At 68.2% G+C, this 24,005-nt stretch carries 22 protein-coding genes; 5 read left to right on the top strand and 17 right to left on the bottom strand.

Features of this window, described 5'->3' with window-relative positions:
* The first annotated feature begins 48 nt into the window (after positions 1–48).
* Positions 49–4,263 (top strand): DNA-directed RNA polymerase subunit beta', encoded by a 4,215-nt coding sequence (gene rpoC, locus MEU52_RS01550; protein WP_238121711.1) that lies wholly within the window; start codon positions 49–51, stop codon positions 4,261–4,263.
* A 70-nt stretch (positions 4,264–4,333) separates the two neighbouring features.
* On the opposite strand, the gene MEU52_RS01545 is transcribed toward rpoC, so the two are convergent.
* Genes MEU52_RS01545 through MEU52_RS01535 form a run of 3 tightly spaced genes read right to left on the bottom strand, consistent with a single transcriptional unit; the run spans position 4,334 to position 5,867 of the window.
* Positions 4,334–4,804, bottom strand: coding sequence for an SRPBCC family protein (locus MEU52_RS01545; protein WP_238121712.1), 471 nt, complete (start codon positions 4,802–4,804; stop codon positions 4,334–4,336).
* A 47-nt stretch (positions 4,805–4,851) separates the two neighbouring features.
* Positions 4,852–5,367, bottom strand: a complete 516-nt coding sequence (locus tag MEU52_RS01540; RefSeq protein WP_238121713.1) for a thioredoxin family protein — start codon at positions 5,365–5,367, stop codon at positions 4,852–4,854.
* Positions 5,364–5,867: a hypothetical protein gene (locus MEU52_RS01535; RefSeq protein WP_238121714.1), complete on the bottom strand. Its 504-nt coding sequence runs from the start codon at positions 5,865–5,867 to the stop codon at positions 5,364–5,366. The genes MEU52_RS01540 and MEU52_RS01535 overlap by 4 nt, the downstream gene beginning before the upstream one ends.
* Before the next feature lie 426 nt (positions 5,868–6,293).
* On the opposite strand from MEU52_RS01535, the gene MEU52_RS01530 reads away from it, so the two are divergent.
* Entirely contained in the window at positions 6,294–6,638 is a 345-nt protein-coding gene (locus tag MEU52_RS01530) for a hypothetical protein (RefSeq protein ID WP_238121715.1), read from the top strand.
* A 4-nt stretch (positions 6,639–6,642) separates the two neighbouring features.
* On the opposite strand, the gene MEU52_RS01525 is transcribed toward MEU52_RS01530, so the two are convergent.
* Both MEU52_RS01525 and MEU52_RS01520 read right to left on the bottom strand, forming a co-directional pair.
* Positions 6,643–6,855: a type II toxin-antitoxin system HicB family antitoxin gene (locus tag MEU52_RS01525; RefSeq protein ID WP_238121716.1), complete on the bottom strand. Its 213-nt coding sequence runs from the start codon at positions 6,853–6,855 to the stop codon at positions 6,643–6,645.
* The gene (locus MEU52_RS01520; protein WP_238121717.1) at positions 6,852–7,094 is read right to left on the bottom strand and encodes a hypothetical protein; all 243 of its coding nucleotides are present in this window, start codon (positions 7,092–7,094) and stop codon (positions 6,852–6,854) included. The genes MEU52_RS01525 and MEU52_RS01520 overlap by 4 nt, the downstream gene beginning before the upstream one ends.
* A gap of 251 nt (positions 7,095–7,345) precedes the next feature.
* Here MEU52_RS01520 and MEU52_RS01515 point away from each other — a divergent pair, with 251 nt between their 5' ends.
* Together MEU52_RS01515 and MEU52_RS01510 are read left to right on the top strand one after the other, a co-directional pair.
* On the top strand, positions 7,346–8,776 hold the full coding sequence (locus MEU52_RS01515) for an exopolysaccharide biosynthesis polyprenyl glycosylphosphotransferase (RefSeq protein ID WP_238121718.1): 1,431 nt from the start codon (positions 7,346–7,348) through the stop codon (positions 8,774–8,776).
* 2 nt (positions 8,777–8,778) lie between these two features.
* On the top strand, positions 8,779–9,636 hold the full coding sequence (locus MEU52_RS01510) for a glutamate racemase (RefSeq protein WP_238121719.1): 858 nt from the start codon (positions 8,779–8,781) through the stop codon (positions 9,634–9,636).
* Positions 9,637–9,645: 9 nt separating this feature from the next.
* On the opposite strand, the gene MEU52_RS01505 is transcribed toward MEU52_RS01510, so the two are convergent.
* The 10 genes from MEU52_RS01505 to MEU52_RS01460 form a co-directional block, all read right to left on the bottom strand.
* Positions 9,646–10,809, bottom strand: coding sequence for an AGE family epimerase/isomerase (locus tag MEU52_RS01505; protein ID WP_238121720.1), 1,164 nt, complete (start codon positions 10,807–10,809; stop codon positions 9,646–9,648).
* Positions 10,810–10,820: 11 nt separating this feature from the next.
* Positions 10,821–12,047: an HAD-IIIA family hydrolase gene (locus MEU52_RS01500; protein ID WP_238121721.1), complete on the bottom strand. Its 1,227-nt coding sequence runs from the start codon at positions 12,045–12,047 to the stop codon at positions 10,821–10,823.
* A gap of 31 nt (positions 12,048–12,078) precedes the next feature.
* The gene (locus MEU52_RS01495) at positions 12,079–13,128 is read right to left on the bottom strand and encodes a GHMP family kinase ATP-binding protein (protein ID WP_238121722.1); all 1,050 of its coding nucleotides are present in this window, start codon (positions 13,126–13,128) and stop codon (positions 12,079–12,081) included.
* Positions 13,129–13,301: 173 nt separating this feature from the next.
* Entirely contained in the window at positions 13,302–14,207 is a 906-nt protein-coding gene (locus MEU52_RS01490) for an alpha/beta fold hydrolase (RefSeq protein ID WP_238121723.1), read from the bottom strand.
* A 28-nt stretch (positions 14,208–14,235) separates the two neighbouring features.
* Complete coding sequence (gene mepA / locus MEU52_RS01485) at positions 14,236–15,150, bottom strand: penicillin-insensitive murein endopeptidase (protein ID WP_238121724.1); 915 nt, start codon at positions 15,148–15,150, stop codon at positions 14,236–14,238.
* 2 nt (positions 15,151–15,152) lie between these two features.
* Positions 15,153–16,196, bottom strand: a complete 1,044-nt coding sequence (locus tag MEU52_RS01480) for a L,D-transpeptidase (RefSeq protein ID WP_238121725.1) — start codon at positions 16,194–16,196, stop codon at positions 15,153–15,155.
* A 135-nt stretch (positions 16,197–16,331) separates the two neighbouring features.
* Positions 16,332–17,705: a ribosome biogenesis GTPase Der gene (gene der, locus MEU52_RS01475; RefSeq protein WP_238121726.1), complete on the bottom strand. Its 1,374-nt coding sequence runs from the start codon at positions 17,703–17,705 to the stop codon at positions 16,332–16,334.
* A gap of 45 nt (positions 17,706–17,750) precedes the next feature.
* Positions 17,751–18,014, bottom strand: coding sequence for a hypothetical protein (locus tag MEU52_RS01470; protein WP_238121727.1), 264 nt, complete (start codon positions 18,012–18,014; stop codon positions 17,751–17,753).
* 12 nt (positions 18,015–18,026) lie between these two features.
* A complete protein-coding gene (locus MEU52_RS01465) occupies positions 18,027–18,857 on the bottom strand; it encodes a tetratricopeptide repeat protein (RefSeq protein WP_238121728.1) in 831 nt (276 codons plus the stop codon).
* Positions 18,858–18,989: 132 nt separating this feature from the next.
* Entirely contained in the window at positions 18,990–19,475 is a 486-nt protein-coding gene (locus tag MEU52_RS01460; protein WP_238121729.1) for a YaiI/YqxD family protein, read from the bottom strand.
* Positions 19,476–19,682: 207 nt separating this feature from the next.
* Between MEU52_RS01460 and MEU52_RS01455 the strand changes: the two genes are divergently transcribed.
* Entirely contained in the window at positions 19,683–20,450 is a 768-nt protein-coding gene (locus tag MEU52_RS01455; protein ID WP_238121730.1) for a phosphatase PAP2 family protein, read from the top strand.
* Positions 20,451–20,587: 137 nt separating this feature from the next.
* Here the strand turns inward: MEU52_RS01455 and MEU52_RS01450 are convergent, their stop codons facing one another.
* Together MEU52_RS01450 and MEU52_RS21720 are read right to left on the bottom strand one after the other, a co-directional pair.
* Positions 20,588–21,931, bottom strand: a complete 1,344-nt coding sequence (locus MEU52_RS01450; RefSeq protein WP_238121731.1) for a sigma-54-dependent transcriptional regulator — start codon at positions 21,929–21,931, stop codon at positions 20,588–20,590.
* Complete coding sequence (locus tag MEU52_RS21720; RefSeq protein WP_273546240.1) at positions 21,931–23,802, bottom strand: sensor histidine kinase; 1,872 nt, start codon at positions 23,800–23,802, stop codon at positions 21,931–21,933. The genes MEU52_RS01450 and MEU52_RS21720 overlap by 1 nt, the downstream gene beginning before the upstream one ends.
* Positions 23,803–24,005 lie beyond the last annotated feature (203 nt).

Here is a 24,005-nt window from a genome sequence, read left to right as displayed (position 1 = left end):
CCGGCCAGGCTTTACGAGACAAGGCCCACTTCGTTTGGGAGCCAGCTTATGAACCAGGAAGTCCTGAACGTCTTCAATCCGACCGTTCCGGCCCCGAGCTTCAATCAGATCCGCATCTCGATCGCGAGCCCGGAAAAGATCAAGTCCTGGTCCTACGGTGAGATCAAGAAGCCGGAGACCATCAACTACCGCACGTTCAAGCCCGAGCGTGACGGCTTGTTCTGCGCCCGCATCTTCGGTCCCATCAAGGACTATGAGTGCTTGTGCGGCAAGTACAAGCGCATGAAGTATAAGGGCATCATCTGCGAGAAGTGCGGCGTCGAAGTCACGCTGTCGCGGGTGCGGCGCGAGCGCATGGGGCACATTGAGCTCGCCGCCCCGGTGGCTCACATCTGGTTCCTGAAGTCGCTGCCCTCGCGCATCGGCCTGCTGCTCGACATGACCCTTAAGGATCTCGAGCGCATCCTGTACTTTGAGTATTTCGTGGTGATCGAGCCGGGCACCACCAAGCTCAAGTATCGCCAGCTGCTCTCGGAAGAAGAGTATCTGCGCGCTCAGGACGAGTATGGCGAGAGCAACTTCACGGCGCTGATCGGCGCCGAGGCCATCCGTGAGCTGCTGCGCTCCATGGACCTGGAGAAGATCGCCGCCGATCTGCGCCAGGAGATCGCCGAGGCCACCACCGAGCTGAAGCCCAAGAAGCTGGCCAAGCGGCTGAAGATCGTCGAGGCCTTCCAGCTTTCCGGCAACAAGCCGGAGTGGATGATCCTCACGCATGTGCCGGTCATTCCGCCGGACCTGCGTCCGCTGGTTCCGCTGGACGGTGGCCGCTTCGCGACCTCCGACCTCAACGATCTGTATCGTCGCGTCATCAACCGCAACAACCGCCTCAAGCGGCTGATCGAGCTGCGCGCGCCGGACATCATCATCCGCAACGAGAAGCGCATGCTTCAGGAGGCGGTGGATGCCCTGTTCGACAACGGGCGTCGTGGCCGCGTCATCACCGGCGCCAACAAGCGGCCGCTGAAGTCTCTGGCCGACATGCTCAAGGGCAAGCAGGGCCGGTTCCGCCAGAACCTGCTCGGCAAGCGCGTCGACTATTCCGGCCGTTCGGTCATCGTGGTGGGCCCGGAGCTGAAGCTGCACCAGTGCGGCCTGCCCAAGAAGATGGCGCTGGAGCTGTTCAAGCCGTTCATCTACTCGCGCCTCGACGCCAAGGGCCACTCGGCCACGGTGAAGCAGGCCAAGAAGCTGGTGGAGAAGGAGCGTCCTGAGGTTTGGGATATCCTCGACGAGGTCATCCGCGAGCACCCGGTGATGCTGAACCGCGCGCCGACGCTGCACCGCTTGGGCATCCAGGCCTTCGAGCCGGTGCTGATCGAAGGCAAGGCGATCCAGCTGCATCCGCTGGTGTGTTCGGCCTTCAACGCCGACTTCGACGGTGACCAGATGGCCGTGCACGTTCCGCTGAGCCTTGAGGCCCAGCTGGAAGCGCGCGTGCTGATGATGTCCACCAACAACATCCTGCACCCGGCCAATGGTCAGCCGATCATCGTGCCGTCTCAGGACATCGTGCTCGGCCTCTATTATCTCTCGCTGATGCGGGAGAAGGAGCCCGGCGAGGGCATGGCGTTCGCCACCATGGCGGAGATCGACCATGCGCTGAACGCCAAGTCGATCACGTTGCACACGAAGATCAAGGGCCGCTACATCGGCGTGAATGCCGAGGGCAAAGAATATTCTAAGATCTATGAGACCACTCCCGGTCGCATGAAGATCGCCGAATTGCTCCCCCGCGACCCCAAGATCACCTTCGACGTCGTCAATAAGCTGATGACGAAGAAGGAAATCTCCAACATGATCGACACGGTGTATCGCCACTGCGGTCAGAAGGAGAGCGTGATCTTTTGCGACCGCATCATGTCGCTCGGCTTCTACAACGCCTTCCGCGCCGGCATTTCGTTCGGCAAGGACGACATGGTGGTGCCGAAGAAGAAGTGGGACCTGGTGGAAGAGGCGCGTGCCCTCACCAAGGAATACGAGCAGCAGTATAACGACGGCCTGATCACCCAGGGTGAGAAGTACAACAAGGTCGTCGATTGCTGGGGCAAGTGCACCGACCGCATCGCCGAAGAGATGATGAAGGAAATCTCCTCGGTGAAGAAGGACCCGGAGACCGGCCGCGAGAAGCCGATCAACTCCATCTATATGATGAGCCACTCCGGTGCCCGTGGGTCGCCGACCCAGATGCGTCAGCTGGCCGCCATGCGCGGACTGATGGCGAAGCCCTCCGGCGAGATCATCGAGAGCCCGATCATCTCGAACTTCAAGGAAGGCCTGACCGTGATGGAGTACTTCAACTCCACCCACGGCGCCCGTAAGGGCCTGGCCGACACCGCCTTGAAGACCGCGAACTCGGGCTACCTCACCCGCCGTCTGGTGGACGTGGCGCAGGATTCCATCATCACCGAGCGCGATTGCGGCTCGGACAAGGGAATCCACATGCGCGCCATCCTCGACGCGGGCCAGATCGTGGCGTCGCTGGCGTCCCGCGTGCTCGGCCGTACCGCGGCGGAAGACGTGGTGGAGCCGGCCACCGGCACCGTGCTGGTGCCCAAGGGCACCATGATCGAGGAGCACCACATCGCGCAGATCAACAAGTCCAGCATCCAGGAGATCAAGATCCGGTCGGTGCTGACTTGCGAGACGCGCAACGGTGTGTGCGCCACCTGCTATGGGCGCGACCTCGCCCGCGGCACGCCGGTCAACATGGGTGAGGCGGTCGGCGTCATCGCCGCCCAGTCCATCGGCGAGCCGGGCACCCAGCTCACCATGCGCACCTTCCACATCGGCGGCGCCGCGACCCTCGCGGACAGCTCCTATGTGGAAAGCAACTTCGAGGGCACCGTCCGCATCCGCAACCGCAACGTGGCACGGAACTCGGATGGCGACCTCGTGGTGATGAGCCGCAACCTCGCCGTGGTGATCGTCGATCTCGACGGCACCGAGCGCGCGGTGAACCGCATCCAGTACGGCGCCCGACTCAAGGTGGACGAGGGCGACACCATCAAGCGCGGCCAGCGCATCGCCGAGTGGGACCCCTACACCCGTCCGATCCTCACCGAGGTGGACGGGACGGTGGCCTTCGAGGATCTGGTGGAAGGCGCGTCCATGAACGAGACGGTCGACGAATCGACCGGTATCGCCAAGCGCGTTGTGACCGACAGCCGCTCGGGCCGTGGGCCGGAGCTGCGTCCGGCGATCCTCATCAAGGGGCCGGATGGCAAGGTCTCGAAGCTGCCGCGCGGCGGTGACGCCCGCTACGCGCTGCCGGTTGAGGCCATCATCTCGACGGACCCCAACCAGCACATCAAGGCTGGTGATGCGGTGGCCCGCGTGCCGATGGAAAGCGCCAAGACCCGCGACATCACCGGCGGTCTGCCGCGGGTGGCGGAGCTGTTCGAGGCCCGGCGTCCGAAGGATGCGGCGATCATCGCCGAGATCTCCGGCACCATCCGCTTCGGCCGCGACTACAAGAACAAGCGTCGGCTCTCCATCGAGCCGACCGAGGGTGGAGATCCGGTCGAGTACCTGATCCCGAAGGGCAAGCACATCCATCTCCAGGACGGCGACGTGGTGGAGAAGGGCGATTTCATCGTCGACGGCAATCCGGCGCCGCACGACATTCTGGCGATCAAGGGCGTGGAAGAGCTTGCGGCCTTCCTCGTCAACGAAATCCAGGAGGTCTACCGGCTGCAGGGCGTGACCATCAATGACAAGCACATTGAGGTGATCGTCCGGAACATGCTGCAGAAGGTCGAGATCGACGACGCCGGCGAGACCGACTTCCTAGACGGCGAGCAGGTGGACCGTATCGAGTTCATCGAGGCGAACGAGAAGGCGGCGGAAGAAGCCAAGAAGCCGGCCACCGGTCACCCGGTACTGCTGGGTATCACCAAGGCCTCGCTGCAGACCCGCTCGTTCTTCTCGGCGGCCTCGTTCCAGGAGACCACTCGCGTGCTCACCGAAGCTGCCGTGAACGGCAAGGTGGACCCGCTGGAAGGCCTCAAGGAGAACGTCATCGTCGGCCGGCTGATCCCGGCGGGCACGGGCGCGCAGATGAACAAGCTGCGGGCCGTCGCGAACTCGCGGGACGATCTCATCGTCGCCACCCGCGACGAGCAGACGGAAGCCCCGGTGGCGCTCGTGGAGGGCCCGGCGGAAGCGCCGGCGCCCAGCGAGCCGGCTGGCCCCGCGGAGTGATCCGCAGCGCGTGAGAATGGAAAAGGGCCGCCCCAGGGCGGCCCTTTTTCGTTTGCGGACCGAAGCGCGTTCAGGCGCCGTGGGTCACGAGGTCGGGCAGGCGCTTGGCGAGGGTGCGCAACACGCTCTCAGCCCCCTTGGACATCACCTCGAACACCGCATCGGTGCCGGCATCAGTGGCGAAGCCTTCGTGCAGGAAGGTGAAGTGGGTGCCGGCTTCGGTCGCGGCCAGCCGCCAGGTGACGGTGGTGTCGATATAATGGCCGAAGCCCTTGAGCTCCTCATGGCCGCCGCTCCAGCGGAAGGAAATGAGATGCTGGGCCTGTACCTCCTTCACCTGGCATTGGAACTCGCCGTCCCAGCGCTCGATGGGCCGGCCCCAGATGGTGAACCGGTGCCCGGCCACGGGCTGGATGTCGTTGGGAAAGAACCAGACGGCGAGCCACTCGGAATCGGTGAGCGCGCGCCAGACGGTATCCACGGGAAAATCGAAGTCCGCTTCCTTCATGATGGCGCGGGTCTCGGCAACGGTCGTGGTCATTGGGGCAACTCCCATGGGGCAAAAAGGGTGGAGGGGGATCGGCTGAGTCAGCCCGTCGCGGCCTCGGTGCCTGTCGCTTCGGACAGGGCGCCATAGAGCCAGCGGCGCAGATCACCGGCAAACAGCGCGCCGGCGATGCGTGCCACCTCCCGGCGATCATGGACGAGGCTCAGCGTGGGGATGGTCCGGATGCGGAAGGCGGTGGCCAGATCGCCTTCGCTGTCGGTGTCCACCTTGGCGAAGCGCACATGGGGCTCGAATTCGGCGGCGAGGCGGTCGAACACCGGCGCCATGCTCTTGCAGGGGCCGCACCACGACGCCCAGAAGTCGACCAGCAGCGGCAGGCCGTCGGCGGCGGTATGGGCGTCGAAATTGGCGGCGGTCAGGGTCAGCGGAGTGCCGGTGAAGAGCGGGCTGCCGCAGTGGCTGCAGCGCATGCTCCGAAAGGTTGCCAGAAGATCGGTCCCGGCGGCGTTGGCCCCGTTGCAATGCGGGCAGGCGATGGTGGCTGGCGATGACGCGGCGGTCGGCGCGGGCGGGGCGGCGTTCGAGGGGGGGCTCATGGCTGCGGCTCCGGGGATGGTGACGGGCATGGGGCGCCGTGCCCCGCGAGCGCCGGGGCGAACTGGCGACGAAGGGCGTCCCAGGGGGCGAACGTGGGGAATCGCGCTTGAGCCCACCATTCGGTGGTGCGCGTGCCATCGGGCCAGTCGTACGGACGCGCCTGCCAGGTGAGGGCGGGCCAGAGGGGATTGCGGATGGGCCGGTCCGCCGCGTCACGCTGGGAGGGGCGGCCGACCAGGCCGGTCAGGGCGGAGACGATCTCCGGGCGCAGTGCCAACGCGAAGGACACACCGTGGCGATTGAGCCGCTCGGGCGCGCGGAGCAGGTGCTGCTCGATCCGCGCGAAGGCGGGCGGGGCATCGGCTGGTCGGAATTCGCGCAGCACCAGCACCTCGAAGCCCCAGGGCCGGAGCCGGGCCGGTACGGCATGGATGGCGGTGGCGTCGGTGTGCGCCGGGGCCGACAGCGTGGGGGCGGGTTGGAGCGCGGGGGTCGTCATGGGTGCAGGCCCGCCCGGTCAATGAACGGCTCCGCCTCCGCGCGGGTGGTGGCGAAAGTGGTCGCCGGTCGGCGGCCGGCGGGCCCCAGGAGCGGCGCGGGCTCGTCGTAGCCGTGCGCGCCATGGCGGCGCAGCGCAGGGGCGGTGCGCCGAGGGAACACGCGCACGATCGTGTCGAATCGGCGCGGGAAGGGGAGGTCGCGCTGCCCGAACAGGGCATCCGCCCCCTTAGAGCACGCGCGCTCCATCGCGGCCCGCCGCAGGGCTTCCAGGATGCGGGTGGCGACGGCACCCCTAGTGTCGCTGGCGCAGTGCATGGCATCAAACGTGCAAGAATGCGGCCGCGCGCCAGTCCGCGCCGGCGCCGGGCCGCCGCCGGCGCGGACTGGCGCCATGGGAGCGGGGTCTGGCAGAGAAGGGGCCTGTGTGACGAAGGTGGATTACATTCCGGAATTGAGCGAGGTGCGCATGGTGCGGCGCGCTCCGCAGACGCCATTTCCCCTCGGCGACGATGACCGGGCCTATGTGGCGGCGCGCTTGGCCGACGTGGAGGCAGCGTTCGGTCTCCAGGCCTTTCCCGGCCTTGCTTTTGGACAGGTTCCGGGGCGCGCGCTGATCGAGCGCTTCATCGTCTGGTGGCGGACGCTGGAGCCGCAGACGCCGGCGCAACAGCAGGCCCATGCCCAGTTGCCGGCGGCGATCCGGTTGTTGGACACGGTGTCCGCCTGGCTGGAGGAGCAGGCGGAGAGGCGTCACCCCGACGGCGGCTGACGGGTCAGCGGGCGGATGGCGCGGGCGGCTCGCGGTCGGCCGCCTTCAGCGCATCGATGCAGGCGAACAGGGCCTCGAGGCCGTCCGCCATGGCGTCGTCTGGCGTATCACCGACACCCAGGCAGCCGGGAATGTCGGGAAAGCGCACAATGAAGCCACCGCCCTCATCGGCCGGCAGGGGGGCCAGATCGTGGGGATATGTGTTGAGGTCGCTCATTGGTCCATCTCGTCCATGCGGTCGATCATCTCGACGAAAGCCCGCACATGGGCGGGCCGGATCTTCTTCTTCATCGGCACGGCGACGCAATTGGGCACCGAGGGATGGGTGAAGACCACATGAGTTCCCGTGACCTTGCGAAATTTCACGGCATATTGGGAGGCGGTGATCTCAAGATCAGCCGGGATCCAATCCCCGCCTGGATTGCTGCGCAATGCTTCAAGGCGCTTGTTGTACATGGTGAAAATCCGTCATTCGACAAAATGGATGCTGAAAACCTGTCCTGCGGCAAATGTCGCCCGTGGACAGCGCGAGTGTGAACCTTCGCGCCGGAGGCGTCCAGCGCCGGACCGGCGCCGCCGCGTCCCGTCGCGTTAAGCAAAGCTTAAAGTGAGTGGCCGGTTACCCTTGACGCTCCAGCGCCGATTAAGCAGAAGTTGACCATAAAGCACCATCGCACAGACGGTTGGGCGGGCTGGACATCACAACTATGACACGTTGGACCCACGGGCTCATCAATCGCTTCGTTATCGTGTGCGATGTGGTCATGTCGCTCCTGGCGGCGATCATCGCGCATGTGGCGTGGGATTTCCTGTCCTGGAGCCAGATCGGCATTCTGTGGCTGATCGGCATCTTCAGTTTCGTGCAGATCCTGCAGTTCGGACGGGCTTACCGGGTTGAGCATTATTCGCGCCTGCGGCGGCAGATCGGCCACGTGGTGGTGGGCGGCGTGCCGGCCGGCTTCGTGGTCGGCGTCTGCTATTACGCGCTCATTCCGACCGAGGCGACGAACTTCAAGGCCCTCATGGGCTGGGGCGCGGTCACCGCTGCGGCGCTGCTGTTCGGCCGCCTGGTGCTGGTGCGGCTCGGCATGGTGCTGGTCCGCCGCAAGGCGGTGCTGCGGCGCCACGTGGCGGTGCTCGGTGAGCGCGACCGGGCGCGCGCGCTGGTGGATCGCTACGAGGAGGAGGAAGGCGCCAAGGGCCTCATGTCCTTCGTCGGCATCTTCACCGATGACGGCGGGACGGAGGGCGACGGCGTCCCCGTGCTCTCCGAGATCACCGGCAAACCCTATCCGCCGGAGCGCGGCGGCATCGCGCAGCTGCTCGAATACGCCAAGGACGAGCACGTCGACATGGTGGTGGTCACCAAGTCGTGGGCCGAGCCGGCGGCCATCAGTGCCGTGGTGAGCCAGCTGCACCAGATTGCCGTCGATGTCATCGTCGAGCTCGATCCGCGCAGCTTCTCGCTGAACTATGCCAACCTGACCATGGTGGCGGGCGAGCCGGCGCTGCAGGTGCAGCAGCAGCCCTTCAAGGGCTCCCTGGGCCTCATGAAGGCGATCGAGGACTATGTGGTCGCCACGATCGGCCTCCTCATCACCTCGCCGATCCTGCTGGCGGCGGCCCTTGCCATCAAGCTGGAATCGCCCGGTCCCATCCTGTTCAAGCAGCCGCGCGTGGGTCGCAACAACAAGGTCTTCATGGTCTACAAGTTCCGCTCCATGACCGTGGACCTGACGGATGACGGCTCGGCCGGCACCAGCCGCGACAGTCCCCGCATCACCCGCGTCGGGCGCTTCCTGCGGGCCTCCTCCATCGATGAGCTGCCGCAGCTCCTGAACGTGCTCAAGGGCGACATGTCCATCGTCGGCCCGCGGCCCCACGTGCCCAATATGCTGGTGTCGCCGAACGTGGTCTATGAGGCGATCCAGCAATATGTTTCACGCTACCGCGTGAAGCCCGGCATCACCGGCTGGGCCCAGATCAACGGGTCGCGCGGGCCCATCCAGTCGGTGGAGAAGGCCGAGCGCCGGCTGGCGCTGGATCTCTATTACATCGAGAACTGGTCGATCTGGCTGGACTTGCGGATCATGCTCCTCACCATCACCAAAGGCATGGCCGGCCCCGGGGTGTTCTGAGCGTGGCCATCGGCATCTTCGATTCCGGCAGTGGCGGCCTCACGGTGATGCGCGCCCTCGATCGGGCGCTGCCGGCCCATGATCTCGTCTATCTCGGCGACCACGCCAACGCGCCCTATGGGGACCGCGCGGCGGGGGACATCTACGCCCTCACCGTGCAAGGGGTGCAGCGGCTGTTCGAGGCCAATTGCCGGCTGGTGATCCTGGCCTGCAACACCGCTGCCGCCCACGGCCTGCGCCGTCTGCAGCGCAATTGGCTGCCACGCGCCCATCCGCATCACCGGGTGCTCGGGGTTATCGTGCCGGTGGTCGAGGAGGTGACCGGGGTGCCCTGGGTGGCCGATGCCGCGCCGGTGCTGCGCCCGCCCGCCGCCGCGCAGGTGGCCGTCGCCGTGTTCGCCACCCGCCATACGGTGGAGAGTGGCGCGTTCGCCGGCGAGATCCACAAACGCACCGCCCATGTCGACGTCTGGCAGCAGGCCTGTCCGGATCTGGTGCCGCTGATCGAGGCCGATGCACCCGAGCCGGTGCTGCGCGCGGCGGTGGAGGCCTATGTGGGGCAGCTGGCGGCACAGATGCATGGCCGGCTGCCCGATGTGTGCATCCTGGGCTGCACCCATTATCCGCTGATCGAGCCGCTGTTCCGCGCGGCCCTGCCGGCAACGACCCGCATCCTGTCGCAGCCCGAGGTCACCGCGCGCAGCCTTCTGGCCTATCTGGAGCGCCATCCCGACTTTGCCGCCACCGGCAGCGGGCGGCGGGTGTTCCTCACCACCGGCGATCCGGCCCGCGCGGGGCAGATCGCCACCCGCTTCTATGGTCGCCCGGTAGTCTTTCAGGCTCTGGCCGACCACCGCTGACGGCGCGCCTCAGGGGCGGCCGTCCACCGTGTCGATCAGCTCCGCCATGGCGCAGGTGATGTGATAGAGCGAGGAGCCGGGCGCCGGCATCTCCACCCAGCTGCTATCGGGATTGGACACATCCTGCCAGGTGCCGGGCACCGGCATGTCGAGATAGAGCTTGAGGCCGGTATAGGCGCGCCGCGCTTCCTCGGCCTCGGCGGCGGTGCCGAGCCGGCGCAGGCGGGCCAGCGCCGCCTTGAGGCGCTCGGTCTGCGGCCAGAGCCGGGCGGTGGCCTTGTGCACGGTGCCGGCGGTGGTCACCTCGTTGATGGCGACATTGCGCACGGGGTCGATGCCGAAGGTGCGGCCGAAGGCGGTGAGGCGATCGGAGATGCCGGCGGCGCCGGGCCAGCCCCACAGCTCCAGCCCCTCGAACAGCCACGCCCATTCAAAGCAGTGGCCCGGCTCCACCAGAGTGCCGTCCAGCCCGGGGGCCGGCGCGAGGTCGTCGGTGAAATATTCGAGCAGCGCGCCGCTCGCCGGGTCGATGAAATGGTCGCGGCACAGCCCGGCCATGGCCTCGGCGCGGGCCTTCCATTGCGGCCGGCCGCTCAGCACATACAGAGCCGAGAAGGCCTCGAAGAAATGCATGTGCGGGTTCTGGTGGCGGAACGGGCGCGGAATGTCCCGTTCCACGAAGCCGCCGGCGGGGTGGGCATGGGTCGCCGCGAGCACCGCATAATGCGCGTCCGCCACGTCGAGCAGGTCCGGGCGATCCAGCGCCTTGGAGGCGTGGCCGAGGCAGAACAGCATGAACGCCTGGTCGTAGAGGTCGGCGCGGGCGTCATGAACCGCACCGTCGGTGGTGAAGGAATGGATGAACAGGCCATCCTCGCGCCGGCCATGGGCGAGCAGATAATCCACCGTCGCGTTGGCGAGCGCGCGCCAGGGCCCGTTCCAGCCGAGCCGGCCGATCTCGCCGAACGAATAGACATCGCGCGCCTGCACGAACAGCCGGCGCGGGGCGTCATCGGGTTCGCCGGTGCGCGACAGGCGCTCCACGAACAGGCCCTTGGGCAGGTGGCCGCGGGTGGACCAGAGCGGCGCCGCCACATCCAGCAGCCAGCCGCGGGCATCGGCGGCGAGGTCGGCCAGGCTGGCCACGGCAGACGAGGCGACGACGGTGGACATCGGGCAGGCCTTCAGCGGTTGGGGGCCGGGTGGGCGGCGCCGGGGTGCAGTCCTTCAACGAATGTCAGCAGGTTGCCGCCGGTGAACAGATGGCCGGGGACGCCGGCACCGGTGGCCGCCTCGAGATCCGAGCCCTTGTCGCCGATCAGCAAAGCATGGGCGCGGTCCACAGGCCAGTGGGCCAAGAGGTCCAGCAGCATGCCCGGCGCGGGCTTGCGCCAATCATGGACCTGCCGGTAGCGCTCCACCGTGCCTTCCGGGTGGTAGGGGCAGTAGCGCCAGTCGTCGATGGAGGCGCCGACCGCGCGCAGCTCCTCCTGCATCCAGGCATGCAGGCGCCCCACCTGCGCCTCGTCATAATAGCCGCGGGCGACACCCGCCTGGTTGGTGACGACGAAGGTGTAATAGCCGAGGTCGTTGAAGCGCTTCACCGCCGCCTTGGCGCCGGGGATCCAGGTGAAGTCCTCCGGCGCGTGGACATAGCCGGTGTCCACGTTCAGCACGCCGTCACGATCGAGGAACACCGCCGGCCGGCAGCGCTGCGCTGGCACGGAGGTCTGGGCGGCCGCATAGGTCTCAGGAATGCCGATGTCGATGAAGAAGCCGTCATAGGAGACGCCGGCCATGCGCCCCTCCGCCACCAGGGCGGGCAGCAGGTCCGCCTCCAGCGAAGAGGGCATGGCGAGCCGCTCCAGGCAGGCGCGGCGCAGCACATAGACGCCGCCATTGATGAGCGCCCGCGCCAGCCCGGCCGCGCGCGGCCGCACCGCGCGCACCCGCGCGCCTTCCAGAACGATGGTCTCATAGCGGTCCGGCTGCTCCACCAGCCGCAGCGCCATGCCGAAATCGGCACCGTGGTCGAGGGTGGTGGCCACCAGATCCAGCCAGTTGAAGTCGAACCAGGTGTCGCCGTTGAGCAGCAGGAAGGTGTCGTCCAGCAGCGGCAGGGCGTTCACCAGGGCGCCGCCGGTGCCGAGCGGGGTGGTCTCCACCGCGATCTCCACCGTGGCATCGAAGCGGCCGCGTACGTCGGTGCTGTCGATATAGTCCCGCACCACCTCGGCGCGGTGGCCGGCGAGCAGCAGGAAATGGGTGAAGCCGCGCCGGCGCGCCTCGGCGATCAGGACCTCGACGAAGGGAATGTCACCCACCGGAAGCAGGGGTTTGGGCGTATCGGCGGTGAGCGCGCCGAGGCGCGTGCCGAGACCACCGAGGAGAATGACACACTGCTTCACCACGATCCCCACCCCTTCTTTCGCGTGCCGCCGGTCACAGGCAGATCGGCCAGCCTTCGGCGCCCTCGAAGGTGAACTTCACCGAACTGGCCTGGCCGCCGGCGGCGTTCAGCACCTGCTTGAGGCGATAGGCGTTCTCCGGGTCGGTCAGGAACATCAGGAAGCCGCCGCCGCCAGCGCCGGAAACCTTGCCGGCCCACGCATCCGCCGCCATCGCCTCGTCATACAACCGGTCCACGGCCGCGGTGGCGACGCCGGCGGCGGTGGCCTTCTTGGCGGCCCAGGAGCGGCCGAGGATCTCGGCGGTGCCGCGAATGTCGCCGCGCAGCAGCGCGAGCTTCATCTCGATGGCGTCCTGCTTCAGCTTGTGCATGTTCTCGACGGTCTTGGTGTCCATCTGCTTCAGGCCGGCCACCTGTTCCTTGATGATGGTCTCCGACTGGCGCGACTGGCCGGTAAAGCAGATCACCAGGGAGGCCTCGAACTCGTTCAGGAACTCACGGCGAATACGCAGTGGATTGACGATGACCCGATCGGACGGCAGGAATTCGATGAAGTTCACCCCACCGAAGGCGGCCGAATACTGATCCTGCCGGCCGCCGGCAAGGCCGAGATGCTCGCGCTCGATCTCGAAGGCGAGGCGCGCCACGTCATAAGGGCCCAGCGGTAGGTGGAGCGCGTAGCGGAACGCCTCGATCAAGGCCACCACCAGCGCCGAGGAGGCGCCGAGCCCGGAACCGGCCGGCACGTCGATGGTGGTGGACATGGTGAGCGGCAGCGCCACCCCGTCACAATAGGTCCGCATCATGTGCGTGTAGACGGCGCGATGCAGGATCAATCCCTCGCGGATGGGGTGATCCAGGCTCGGCTCCAGCACCTCTTCGGTGCCCACGTCCCGGGCGCGCAGCACCAGCGCGCCGATGCGGTTGGTGCGAACATGCGCATAGGCGAAGCGGTCGATGGTGGCATTCAGCACATTGCCGCCGAACTCGTCGCAATACGGCGACAGATCGGTGCCGCCCCCGGCAAGGCCGAGGCGGAGGGGAGCACGGGCGCGGACGTTGAGCGCATCGCCGATGGCCATGGGTGCGATCCTTAGGTGCGACTCTTGGGAACGTTTCTTGGGAGCGTTTCTTGGGAGCGATCTTGGGGGAGTGGTCGGCAGAAATCGGAAAGACGGAACTCAGGCTGCCATTCTAGGTCGGCGCGCCAGCCATCGACATTGACCCTAGGCAATGCCGATGGCTGGTGATGCCGTCAAGCTTTGGTGAGGAACGGCAGCACCGTATCAAGGGTGGGGCCGGGGGCCTCCTCGCACATGAAGTGGCCCCCGGGCACCGCGGCCCCAGTCACCTCCGGCGCCAGCACCCGCCAGGCATCCAGCGGATTGGCGCCGCGTCCGGGAATGCCCGCCTCTCCCCAGGCAAGGAACGTGGGGCAGGAGAGGGTGCGGCCGGCAGCGATGTCGGCCTCGTCATGGGCGAGATCGAGGGTGGCGCCGGCGCGATAATCCGCACACATGGCATGGAGCCGGTCCGGCGAGGCGTAGGCGGCCCGGTAATAGGCGAGGGCGCGGGCGTCGAAAGCGGAGAGGTCTTTTGTGGCTGTCCAGCTCGCCAGCGTCCATTCGAGATAGAAATCGGATCGGCTGGAGATCAGCTTCTCCGGCAGCGGTGCCGGCTGGGCGAGGAACGACCAGTGATAGACCTGCAGCGCCCGCGCCCGGTCCATCTTGTGCCACATGATGTAGGTGGGGGCGATGTCGAGCAGCACCAGGCGGTCGAGCCGGCCCGGATTGTCGAGGCCGAGGCGGTAGCCCACCCGGGCGCCGCGGTCATGGCCCATGAGGTTGAAATGGGCGAAGCCGAGATGCTCCATCAGCTCCACCATGGCCGCCGCCATCGCCCTTTTGGCATAAGGGAAATGGTCCGGGCCCGGTTCCGGCGCCGCGCTCCAGCCGTAGCCGGGCAGGTCGGGGATCACCAGGGTGAAGTGCTCGGCAAGGCGCTGCGCCACCTGGTGCCACATCACATGGCTCTCGGGGTAGCCGTGCAGCAGCAGCAGCGGCGGCCCCTCGCCCCCCTGCCTCAGAAAGATGCGGCCGGCCTTGGTTTCCACATAATGGGAGGCAAAGCCCGGGAAGAGATCGGAGAGGTCGGCCATGGCGGGCTCCCTGGTTGGCGTTTTGGCCCTATTTCCCGTTGAGGACCACCGCGCATGCGGGCGGCAGGTCCTTGAGCGTTAAAGGCGGTTTGGGCTTTGCGGGTTCCTTGTCGGGCTTGGGGTGCAGCACCGCGTCGGAAAACCACCAGTCGAGTTCACTGCCGCAGCCGTCACCGGGGGGCGGCGCCTCTTGGGGCCGGCAGTCGGCATTGCCGGTGGGGCAGGCCAGGCGCACGTGCATGTGGTAGTCGTGACCCCAATAGGGGCGCACCTTGGCGAGCCAGGCGCGATCACCCGAAGCATCCCGGCACAGCGCCTTCTTGATGGCGGCGTTGACGAAGATGCGCTCGACGCCGGGATCGGTGGCGGCGGCGCGGATCACCTTCCAATGGTCCGGGCGCCAGTTCGCCGGGTTAATGTCGCGCCGGTCGGCGCGCACCATCATGGTGGCGGAGATCTTCTCCCGCTCTTCGGTGGTCAGGACGCGGCCGGGGCTGGGGGTGAGCCAGATGTCGGCATCGAGGCCGATCTGGTGGGAGGCATGGCCGGTGAGCATGGGGCCGCCACGCGGCTGCGACATGTCGCCGACAAGGATTCCACTCCAGCCCGAGACCTGGGGCACCTTCTGGGCGAACCGTTCGAGGAAGGCGATCAACTGCGGGTGGCCGAAATTGCGATGGCGCGAAAGCCGCATGACCTGCCACAGGGGCCCCTTGGCCTCCGGCCCGGTGATGGCCAGGGCCTCGCCACCGGCCAGGCATCCCTTGGAGTAGAAGCCGATGGCTTCCGGCAGGAATTCGCTGGCGGGCGCCCGGGCGCGTCCGAACAATTCCTTGGCGGGCGGCGCCTGCTCGGCGTGGGCGCCCGTCGCCAGCAGCGTCGCCAGCGTGGCGGCGCCGAGCCGCAGGGCGCGCCGGAGGCGGCCGGGCGAGGCTGGCGCCATGCTCAGCTCACCATCTTGTGGGTGAGCACCACGAAATCGCGGCCGGTGCGGGTGCCCGGATGGGCCGGAAGATCGGTGACCAGCAAGGTGGCGCCAGGGTGCATGAGGCTCGCCACCTGGCGGTTGATGGAGGGATCCACGGTGATGCGGGCCAGCGCCTGCGCGGCCTCTCCGGCGGGCGCGGCGTTGCCTTCGTAGGAAATGGCGCTCCAGCGCGGGGTGCCATCGCGGCTGGCCAGCACATAGACCACATTGCCCAGGGGCGCGCTCGGATCAGAGATGGCGATGGGGCCCTGCAGCACCACCTGGCCGCCCCGCAGCACGGTGAGGGACTTGTCGGCGGCGCTCGCCACCATGGCGACCGCGGTCTCGGCCGCCGCCATGTCCTCCGGCGCGCCGGCGCCGGTGGCATTCACCGCCAGCTCCTGCTCCAGCCCTTCGCTCATGATGAGGCCGGGATGAAGCACATCCTGCGGCGCGGTGTGGTTGTCGGCGATGATCACCGGCGTGCCCACATGGGTGATGGAGAACAGCTCCTTGGCGAAGGCGAGCGGCAGGTGAACGCAGCCGTGGGAGGAGGGATAGCCCGGCAGGCCGCCCGCATGCAGCGCCACGCCCGACCAGGTCAGGCGCTCGGTGAACGGCATGGAGGCGTTGTTGTAGATGGAGGAGTGGTGATCGGCATCCTTGCCGAGGATGGTGAACACGCCGGTGGGCGTGTCGTGCCCCTCGCGACCGGTGGAGACCGTGGACACGCCGATGCGCACGCCGTTGCGATAGACATAGGCGCGCTGATCGTCGAGGTTCACCACCACCGCCACGAAGCCCTCCGGCGCCCGCTCGGGATGCCAGACATACTGGCCCGGCTTGAGGGCGGCGATGGCGGCGAGGTCCGGATCATCAGCGGCCTGTACCGGCCACAGGGCGTCGAGGGCGACGCCGCCGCTCAGCGCCATGCCGAGCTGCAGAAAGCGGCGGCGGCTGAAGCCGTGCGCCAGCTTCGGACGGCTGGAGGGCGCAGGCACGGACGGCGAATCGACGGACATCAAGCGGTCTCCGCAGGGGCGAAATCCGCGCGATTATGCCGTCGAGAGCTTAATGCCGTCTCTCCATTCGCCACCCATCATGCCCTTGCGGTGCCCTGAAGGAGGCCCTTGCGGCCGCGCCGCTGCAGACACGGCTCAGTCGGCGTAGGGATTGTCCTTCTGGCGCAGGGTCAGGCGGATCGGCACGCCCGGCAGATTGAAGGTTTCCCGCAGGGCATTGGTGATGTAGCGGATATAGCTTTCCGGAAGCGCATCGGCCCGTGAGCAGAACAGCACGAACGATGGCGGGCGGGCCTTCGGCTGGGTCATGTAGCGCAACTTCACGCGGCGTCCCGACACCGCCGGCGGCGGGTGGTTGTCGACGATCTGCTGCAGGAAGCGGTTGAGCGGGTTGGTGGCGACGCGCTTGTTCCACACCTTGTGGGCCTGGGCGATGGCTTCCACCAGCTTGTCGAGGCCATGCCCGGTGAGGCCCGAGAGCGCCACGATGGGTACGCCCCGCAGCTGCGGCAACAGGTGGTCCGCTTCCTCCCGCAGCCGGGTGGCGAGGCCGCCACGGGCGATGAGGTCCGACTTGTTGTAGCCGATCACCACGGCGCGGCCTTCGCGCGCCACCAGATCGGCAATGCGCAGGTCCTGTTCCTCGAACGGGCGGGTGGCGTCGATCAGCACCACCACCACCTCGGCGAACTTCATGGCCCGCAGGGCATCGGCGGCGGAGAGCTTCTCCAGCTTGTCGTCGATGCGGGCGCGCTTGCGCAGGCCGGCGGTGTCGAACACCTCCAGCCGGGTGCCGTGGAACGTCACCTCCACGGCGATGGAATCGCGGGTGATGCCGGCTTCCGGGCCGGTGAGCAGGCGATCCTCGCCCAGCAGGCGGTTGATGAGGGTGGACTTGCCGGCATTGGGCCGCCCCAGCACCGCCACCTTGATGGGACGCTTGGGCGCGCCGTCATCGGCCTCGCCGGCATCCGCCTCTTCGTCCTCGTCCTCGTCTTCCGGCAGCTTGGTCTGCTCTGGCAGAGCGGCGCAGATGGCGTCGTAGAGGTCAGACAGGCCTTCGCCATGCTCGGCGGAGAACGGCACCGGCTCACCCAGGCCCAAAGCGAAGGCCTCGATCGCACCCGCCTCGCCACCGCGTCCCTCACTCTTGTTGGCGACCAGGATGGTGGGCTTGCCGGAGCGGCGCACCAGGCTGGCGAAGGCCCGGTCGGTGGGGGTGAGCCCCACCCGGGCGTCGATGAGGAACAAGATGGCATCGGCATCGCCGATGGCCGCCTCGGTCTGGGCCCGCATGCGGCCCTCGAGGCTGGCGGCGCTCGCCTCTTCCAGGCCGGCGGTATCGACGATGCGGAAGGTGAGATCGCCCAGATGGGCCTCGCCTTCGCGGCGGTCGCGGGTGACGCCAGGACGATCGTCCACCAGCGCGAGCTTCTTGCCCACGAGGCGGTTGAACAGGGTGGACTTGCCCACATTGGGGCGGCCGACGATGGCCAGGGTAAAGCTCATGGAAAGAGGCTCAAAAGCAGGGCCATCGCCGACGTCGGCACAGGGTCAGCGCGAGGAGGTCGCGCCGGATGCCGACGGGGCAGGCAGATCAATGGGGGCGTTGGCGTTGGTGGGCTGGCCGGGGCCTGTTGAATAGTCGACACCGGGCACCCCGGTCGGGAACACCGCATGGCGCTCGCCGGGCAGGGGCTTTTCCTTCTCCTCGAAGGGATTGAACTTCTCCAGGGTCTCGCAGCCGGTGGCGGTGAGGGCGAGACCGAGGACGAGTGCCAGACGCAGTGGTCGCAGCAGGCCGGATGACGACTTCATGGCGGGCCTCTCTTACTGGGCCGCAGGCGGCGCGGCAGGCATCGTCGCGGCGGGCGTCGTCGCGGCGGGCATCGGTGAAGCAGGCGCGGCCGGAGCCGTCGCCGGTGCAGCAGCCTTCGACGCACCATCCTCGGGCGCAGCATCCTTGGACGCGGTGCCGCCGGTAGTGGCGGGCGCGGTAGCAGGTGCGGCGGGCGCTGCGGCCTCGGCGGTGATGCGGCGGATCAGGTCGGCGCGCGAGCGCACGCCCGGCGCGCTGCCGGCATCCTCGGTAATGTCGGTGGCGGTCTTGTAGGCGGCGGCGGAATCGCCGGCCTTGAGCTGGGCGAGGGCCAGAACCTCACGGGCGGAATTGCGCAGGGCGCCGGTGCCGGCGGCCAGGTCGCCCACCCGCTTCTTCACCTCGCCGAGATCGGCGGTGTCGAGCAGAATCATGCCCGCGCGCAGCTGGGCCATGTCGCGCAGCAGCGGCTCCACACTGCGGTTGGCGGCGATGGCATCGAACGCGGCAACGCCGGCTGCCGGGTCGCGGGCGGCGGCGGCACCGGCGGCACGGAAGGCGGCGATGGCGCGGTAGCCCTCGGGGCCGGTCTTGGCGATGGTCTCGAAGGCGGCTTCGGCCTCGGCGAACTTGCCGGCATCGGCAAGGGTGACCGCCTGCTGGAATTCCGCGCCGGCGGCGATGGCCTGCTGGGTGCGCCAATAGCGATAGCCGCTCCAGGCTCCCGCAGCGACGATGACGAGCACCACCGCGGCAATGATGAGGGCCCCGAACCGGTCCCACAGCTTGCGCAGGCGCTCGCGGCGCAGGTCTTCCTGGATTTCGTGAAAAATATCGGTCATCGGCGGTCCGCGGCTACAAAGTGCCGGCGTACCGGCAGTGGGCGCGTAACCTATCCATGCGGCTTCATCGTGGCAAACCCTCAGCGCAGATCCTGTGGGCAGCGGCGTGCGGAGGGGCGCTGTCGCTGGTTCTCACAGGCCGGTCTGGAAGCCGGCGCGCTTGAGGCGGACGATGGCGAGATCGAGCTTCTCCAGGAATGTGGAGCGGTCGCGCGCGGAGAAGGGGGGCGGCCCACTGGTGGCAAGTCCGGCACCGCGCAGATCTTCCATCAGATTGCGCGTGGCCAGGGCCATGCCGATGGAATCGCGGGTGAAGGGGCGACCGGTGGGGCTAATCACATCGGCGCCGGCCTTCACGCAGCGGTCGGCCAGGGGCACGTCGGCGGTCACCACCACGTCGCCGCGACAGACCCGCTCAGCGATATAATCGTCAGCGGCATCGGGGCCGCTCGGCACCACGACGCGAAGGATCAGTGGATCCTGGGGCACCGCGATCGCCGTGTTGGCCACGACATGGGCGCGAATGCCGTGGCGCCAGGCCACCTTGTAGGCCTCCGCTTTCACCGGGCAGGCATCGGCGTCGATATAAAGGGCGATGGGCGTGGCGCGGGCGGTCATGGGGCCCACATGGCAGCTGCAGGCACACGCCGCAAGGGCGAGCGTCGCGAGGGTGGGTGGACGATCAGGGTGCGCCGCGCCTTTTGGTTTCTGACCTAAGGGTATGTGGCGCCGTGTCCGCATCGGTCTGGAAAAGCGCGGGGCAAAGGCTGGCGGCACGCATCGGCCCTGTTGACGGCGGCGTCGGCGCGCGCCAACCCTGGGCGCATGACTTCGCTGATCACCCGCGGCCGCCGCCGCCTCGAATCCATCCCCGTGCTCGGCCCGTTGCTCGCCTCGGTGAGCCACATGGAGCGCATGACGCTGGCGACCCTGGGCTTCATTGCCTGCGCGCTCTACGCCTTCGTCAAGGTGGCGGACGAGGTGCTGGAAGGGGACGCGGGGAGCCTCGATCGCTCGATCCTGCTGGCGCTGCGCGATCCCAACAACCTTTCCGATCCCCTCGGCCCGCCCTGGTTCGAAGAGATGATGCGGGACTTCACCGCCCTGGGCTCGACCGGGGTGCTGACCCTCCTCACTTTGGTGGTGCTGGCGTTCCTGATGATGACCGGCAAGCGCCACGCAGCGCTGCTGGTGGCGGTGTCGGTGGCCGGTGGAACGGCGCTGTCGCAGGTGATGAAGTGGGGCTTCGATCGGCCGCGGCCGGATCTGGTGCCGCACGGGGTGGCGGTCTACACCCAGAGCTTCCCCAGCGGCCACGCCATGCTCTCCGCCGTGGTCTATCTCACTCTCGGCGCGCTGCTGGCGCGCACCCAGGCGCGAACCCGGGTCAAGGTGTTCCTGCTGGCGGTGGCCGCCACCCTGACGGTGATCGTCGGCGTCAGCCGCATCTATCTGGGCGTGCATTGGCCCACCGACGTGCTCGGCGGCTGGATGCTGGGCGCGGCGTGGGCCTGCCTGTGCTGGCTGGTGATGCTGTGGCTGCAGCACACGGGTGAGGTGGAAACCCCGCGGGGCGAGGAGACCGACGCCTGAGGCCTTTCGGGTGGTCCGGACAGCCGTGAAAAGGCGCTCGCGCATGGAATGAGCGCCGTCTCGTCGCCGCGCCGCTATCCACCTGGCTCGAAATGCCGCTCGAACCTGGGCCGGGCGTGCCACCGGCCCAGGTGCCGTCAGCGGTCGTGCCGGTAGCTGGCCTGGTCGATGTCATGCCGGCGCAGCTTGTCATAGAACGTCTTGCGTGGAATCCCGAGGGTGCGCACCGCCGCCTGCACGTCGCCCCGGGTGGCCGACAGGGCGGCGCGGATCTCCGCCGCCTCGAATGCCTCCACGCGCTCCGGCAAGGGCAACGGACTGGCGAGGTCTGCGTCCGCCGGCGGTGGGGCGCTGCGCGGACCGGGCAGGCCGAGGGCCACGCGCTCGGCGAAATGAGCCAGCTCGCGCACATTGCCGGGCCAACTGTGGGTGTCCAGATGGTGACGCACCGCCGCCGTGAGCGCCGGCGGCTCGCGACCGAAGCGCTGGGCCGCCTGGCCGAGGAAATGGCCGAACAGCACCGGCAGATCCTCCCGCCGCTCGCGCAGGGGCGGCACGTGCACGGCCGCCACGTGCAGGCGGTAATAGAGATCCTCCCGGAAATCCCCCTTCCGCACCAGGTCGATCAGGTCGACCTTCGATGCCGCCACCACCCGCAGGTTCACCGGCCGGATCTCATTGGTGCCGAGCGGCTGCACCTCGCGCGCCTCCAGCACCCGCAGCAGCTTCACCTGCAGCGCCGGCGACATGGCCTCGATCTCGTCCAGGAACAAGGTGCCGCCACTGGCGTGCTCGATGCGCCCCACACGCTTCTTCACCGCGCCGGTGAAGGCGCCGGCCTCGTGTCCGAACAATTCGCTCTCGATCATCGCCTCGGGCAGGGCGCCGCAATTCACCGCCACCAGATGCTGGCCGGCACGCCGGCTCCAGCGGTGCAGCGTGTGCGCCACCACTTCCTTGCCGGTGCCGGTTTCGCCTTCCACCAGGACATCGACATCCGCGTCGGCGAGCTGGCGCAGCACCTGCCGCAGCCGGTCCATGGCCGGACCGATGCCGAGCAGCGGCAGGTCGGCGCTGGCCGCCTCTGCCTGTCGCCTCAGTTCGCGGTTCTCCAGCACCAGACGCCGCTTTTCGAGGGCATGGCGCACAGCGCTCAGCAGCCGCTCCATGGGGTAGGGCTTGGCGACGAAGTCATAGGCGCCCTCGCGCATCGCCTCCACCGCCATGGCGATGTCGCCATGGCCGGTGATGAGGATCACCGGCAGGTCGCCATCCAGGCGCTTCAGCTTCTGGAACAAAGTGAGCCCGTCCATGCGCGGCATCCGCACGTCGCTCACCACCACGCCGGGGAAATCCGCATCGAGCTCGGCCAGTGCCGCCTCGGCCGAGCCATAGGCCGCTACCGTGAGGCCCGCCAGCATCAGCGCCTGGACATTGGCCGCCCGCAGCACCTCGTCGTCATCGATGAAGGCGACGTCCATTAGCGGGCCTCCGGCAGGGTGAGGGTGAAGCGGGCGCCGTGGTCGTTTTCAACGGTGATGGCGCCGCCGAATTCGCGGATGATGTCCTGGCAGATCACTAGGCCCAGCCCGAGCCCATTGGGCTTGGTGGTGGTGAAAGGCAGGAACAGCGCTTCCATCACTTCCGCGGGCAGGCCCGCGCCGTCGTCCGCCACCACGATGCGCACATCGCCGCCCACCCGCCCGGCGCTGATGTGGATGTTGCCGTGCGGCTGTCCGGTGAGCGCCTCGGCGGCATTCTGCAGGAGATTGACGAACACCTGCTCCAGCCGGGCGCGATCGGCGCGCACCTGAAGCTCGGGCGGGTTCACCTTCACGCTCAAGCTGATGTCCTGCTGGCGCAGGCGGTAGCCCATGAGCAGCAGGGCTCCGTTGATGGCCGCCTCCACCTCCACCGGCCCCACGTCGCGGGCGCGCTTGCGGGCGAAGGCGCGCAGCTCCTGGGTGATGGTGCCGATGCGCTCGGTGAGGGCGGCGATGGTGGTGAGATTGGCCCGGGCGGCGTCGGGCTGGTGCTGGTCGAGAAAGGTGCCGGCGTTGTCGGCGAACACGCGGATGGCCGCCAGAGGCTGGTTCACCTCATGGGCGATGCTGGCGGCGATCTGGCCCAGCACCGCCAGCTTTGAGGCCTGGGCCAGCTCGTCCTGGAGCACCTCCAGGGCGATGCGGGCGCGGCGCCGCTCAGCCATTTCGGCGCGCAGCTGCTCGTTGGCATCCTGCAGCTCGGCGGTGCGGGTGGCCACCCGTTCCTCTAGCTCCCGGCGGGCCGCGGCGCCCCGGGCCTTCTCTCCCTTGAGCTGGTGGCGCCGGGTGAGGACCAGGCCGGCGGTGCCGAAGCCGACCACGCCCAGCAGCAGCGCCAGCGAGCGGGTGGCGGTGGCGGCGAGGGCCAGCGCCGGCGCGGTGGGGGAGAGCACGTGCAGGGTCCAGCCGGTGGTGGGCACCGCCGCCTCGGTTTCCACGAAGGTCTGGGCCGTGCGGGCGCCGGGCAGGGTGGTGCGCACGGTGTCGGCGCCCTCGGGGCCTGGCTGCAGGGGGAGCGGATCCAGCGGCGCCTCGCCGAACTGGAGGCTGTTGCGCAGCGCCGCTTTCTCCGCCGGGGCGAGCGGCCCCAGTGCTCTGAACCGCCAGGCCGGCTCGCTGGTGATGAGGACGATGGAATGGTTGTCGGTCACGAAGGTGGGGGCCGGCAGGGGCAGCCGCCGCCAGTCGTTCTCCATCTCGTCGAACTCGGCCTTCACCACCAGCACCCCGAGAGGGCCGTCGGGTCCGTCCACCCGCCGGGTCAGGTAGAGGCCGGGATGAAGGCTCACGGTGCCGAAGGCGAAATGCTCCGCCGCCCCCTCGGCCATGGCCCGCACGAAATAGGGGCGGAAGGAATAATCCGAACCCACGAAGCTCATGGGGGTGCCGGCATTGCTGGCCGAGATGCACAGCCCGTGGGGATCGAGCAGGTAGATGACGCCGGTGCGGGTGGCGGTGGCGAGGGCCCGCAGCTTGTTGTCGAGGGCCTGGATGCTGGCGGCGTCGCCGTGGTCCAGGGCCGCATGCACGTCCGGATCCTGCGCCAGCACCACCGGCAGGGTGCGCTGCTTCTCGATCTCCGCCCGCAGTGCGGCCACGCGCAGGTCGGCGGCGAAGACGCCTTCCCCGTGCACCCGCGCCAGCGCCAGGCGCTCGGCCCCATAGACCGCCAGCCGGTCGAGGCCCACCAGCGCCACCAGCGCTACCGCGATGAAGCCGAGCGCCGGGCGCAGGCGCGTCCACCGGCTGGCCCGGCCCGTGCCCGGCGCGGCCAGGGCGTGCCCGGCGGATCGAAACCGAAAGAACATCACGTGGGCACATCCAAAATGTGCGGATTTCCGCACGGCAGGAGGGGCGAGTTGTGCGGCAGGCCACACGAAAAGTCGAGGCTGCTGGCGCCACCCTCGCGGTGTTAACGTTTTTTCAATGGCTTATCGGTGGCGCGCCACCGGCCGGCGCATGGCATGGGGCTTGCGAAAGCGCGGTGCTCGCAGGCAATCCCCCCCGCGAG

This window comes from Xanthobacter sp. NM-25, assembly GCF_022138605.1.
Taxonomy (GTDB): domain Bacteria; phylum Pseudomonadota; class Alphaproteobacteria; order Rhizobiales; family Xanthobacteraceae; genus Xanthobacter.
The sequence above is the reverse complement of the archived record's forward strand: the minus strand, read 5'-3'. Positions and strand labels throughout refer to the sequence as shown.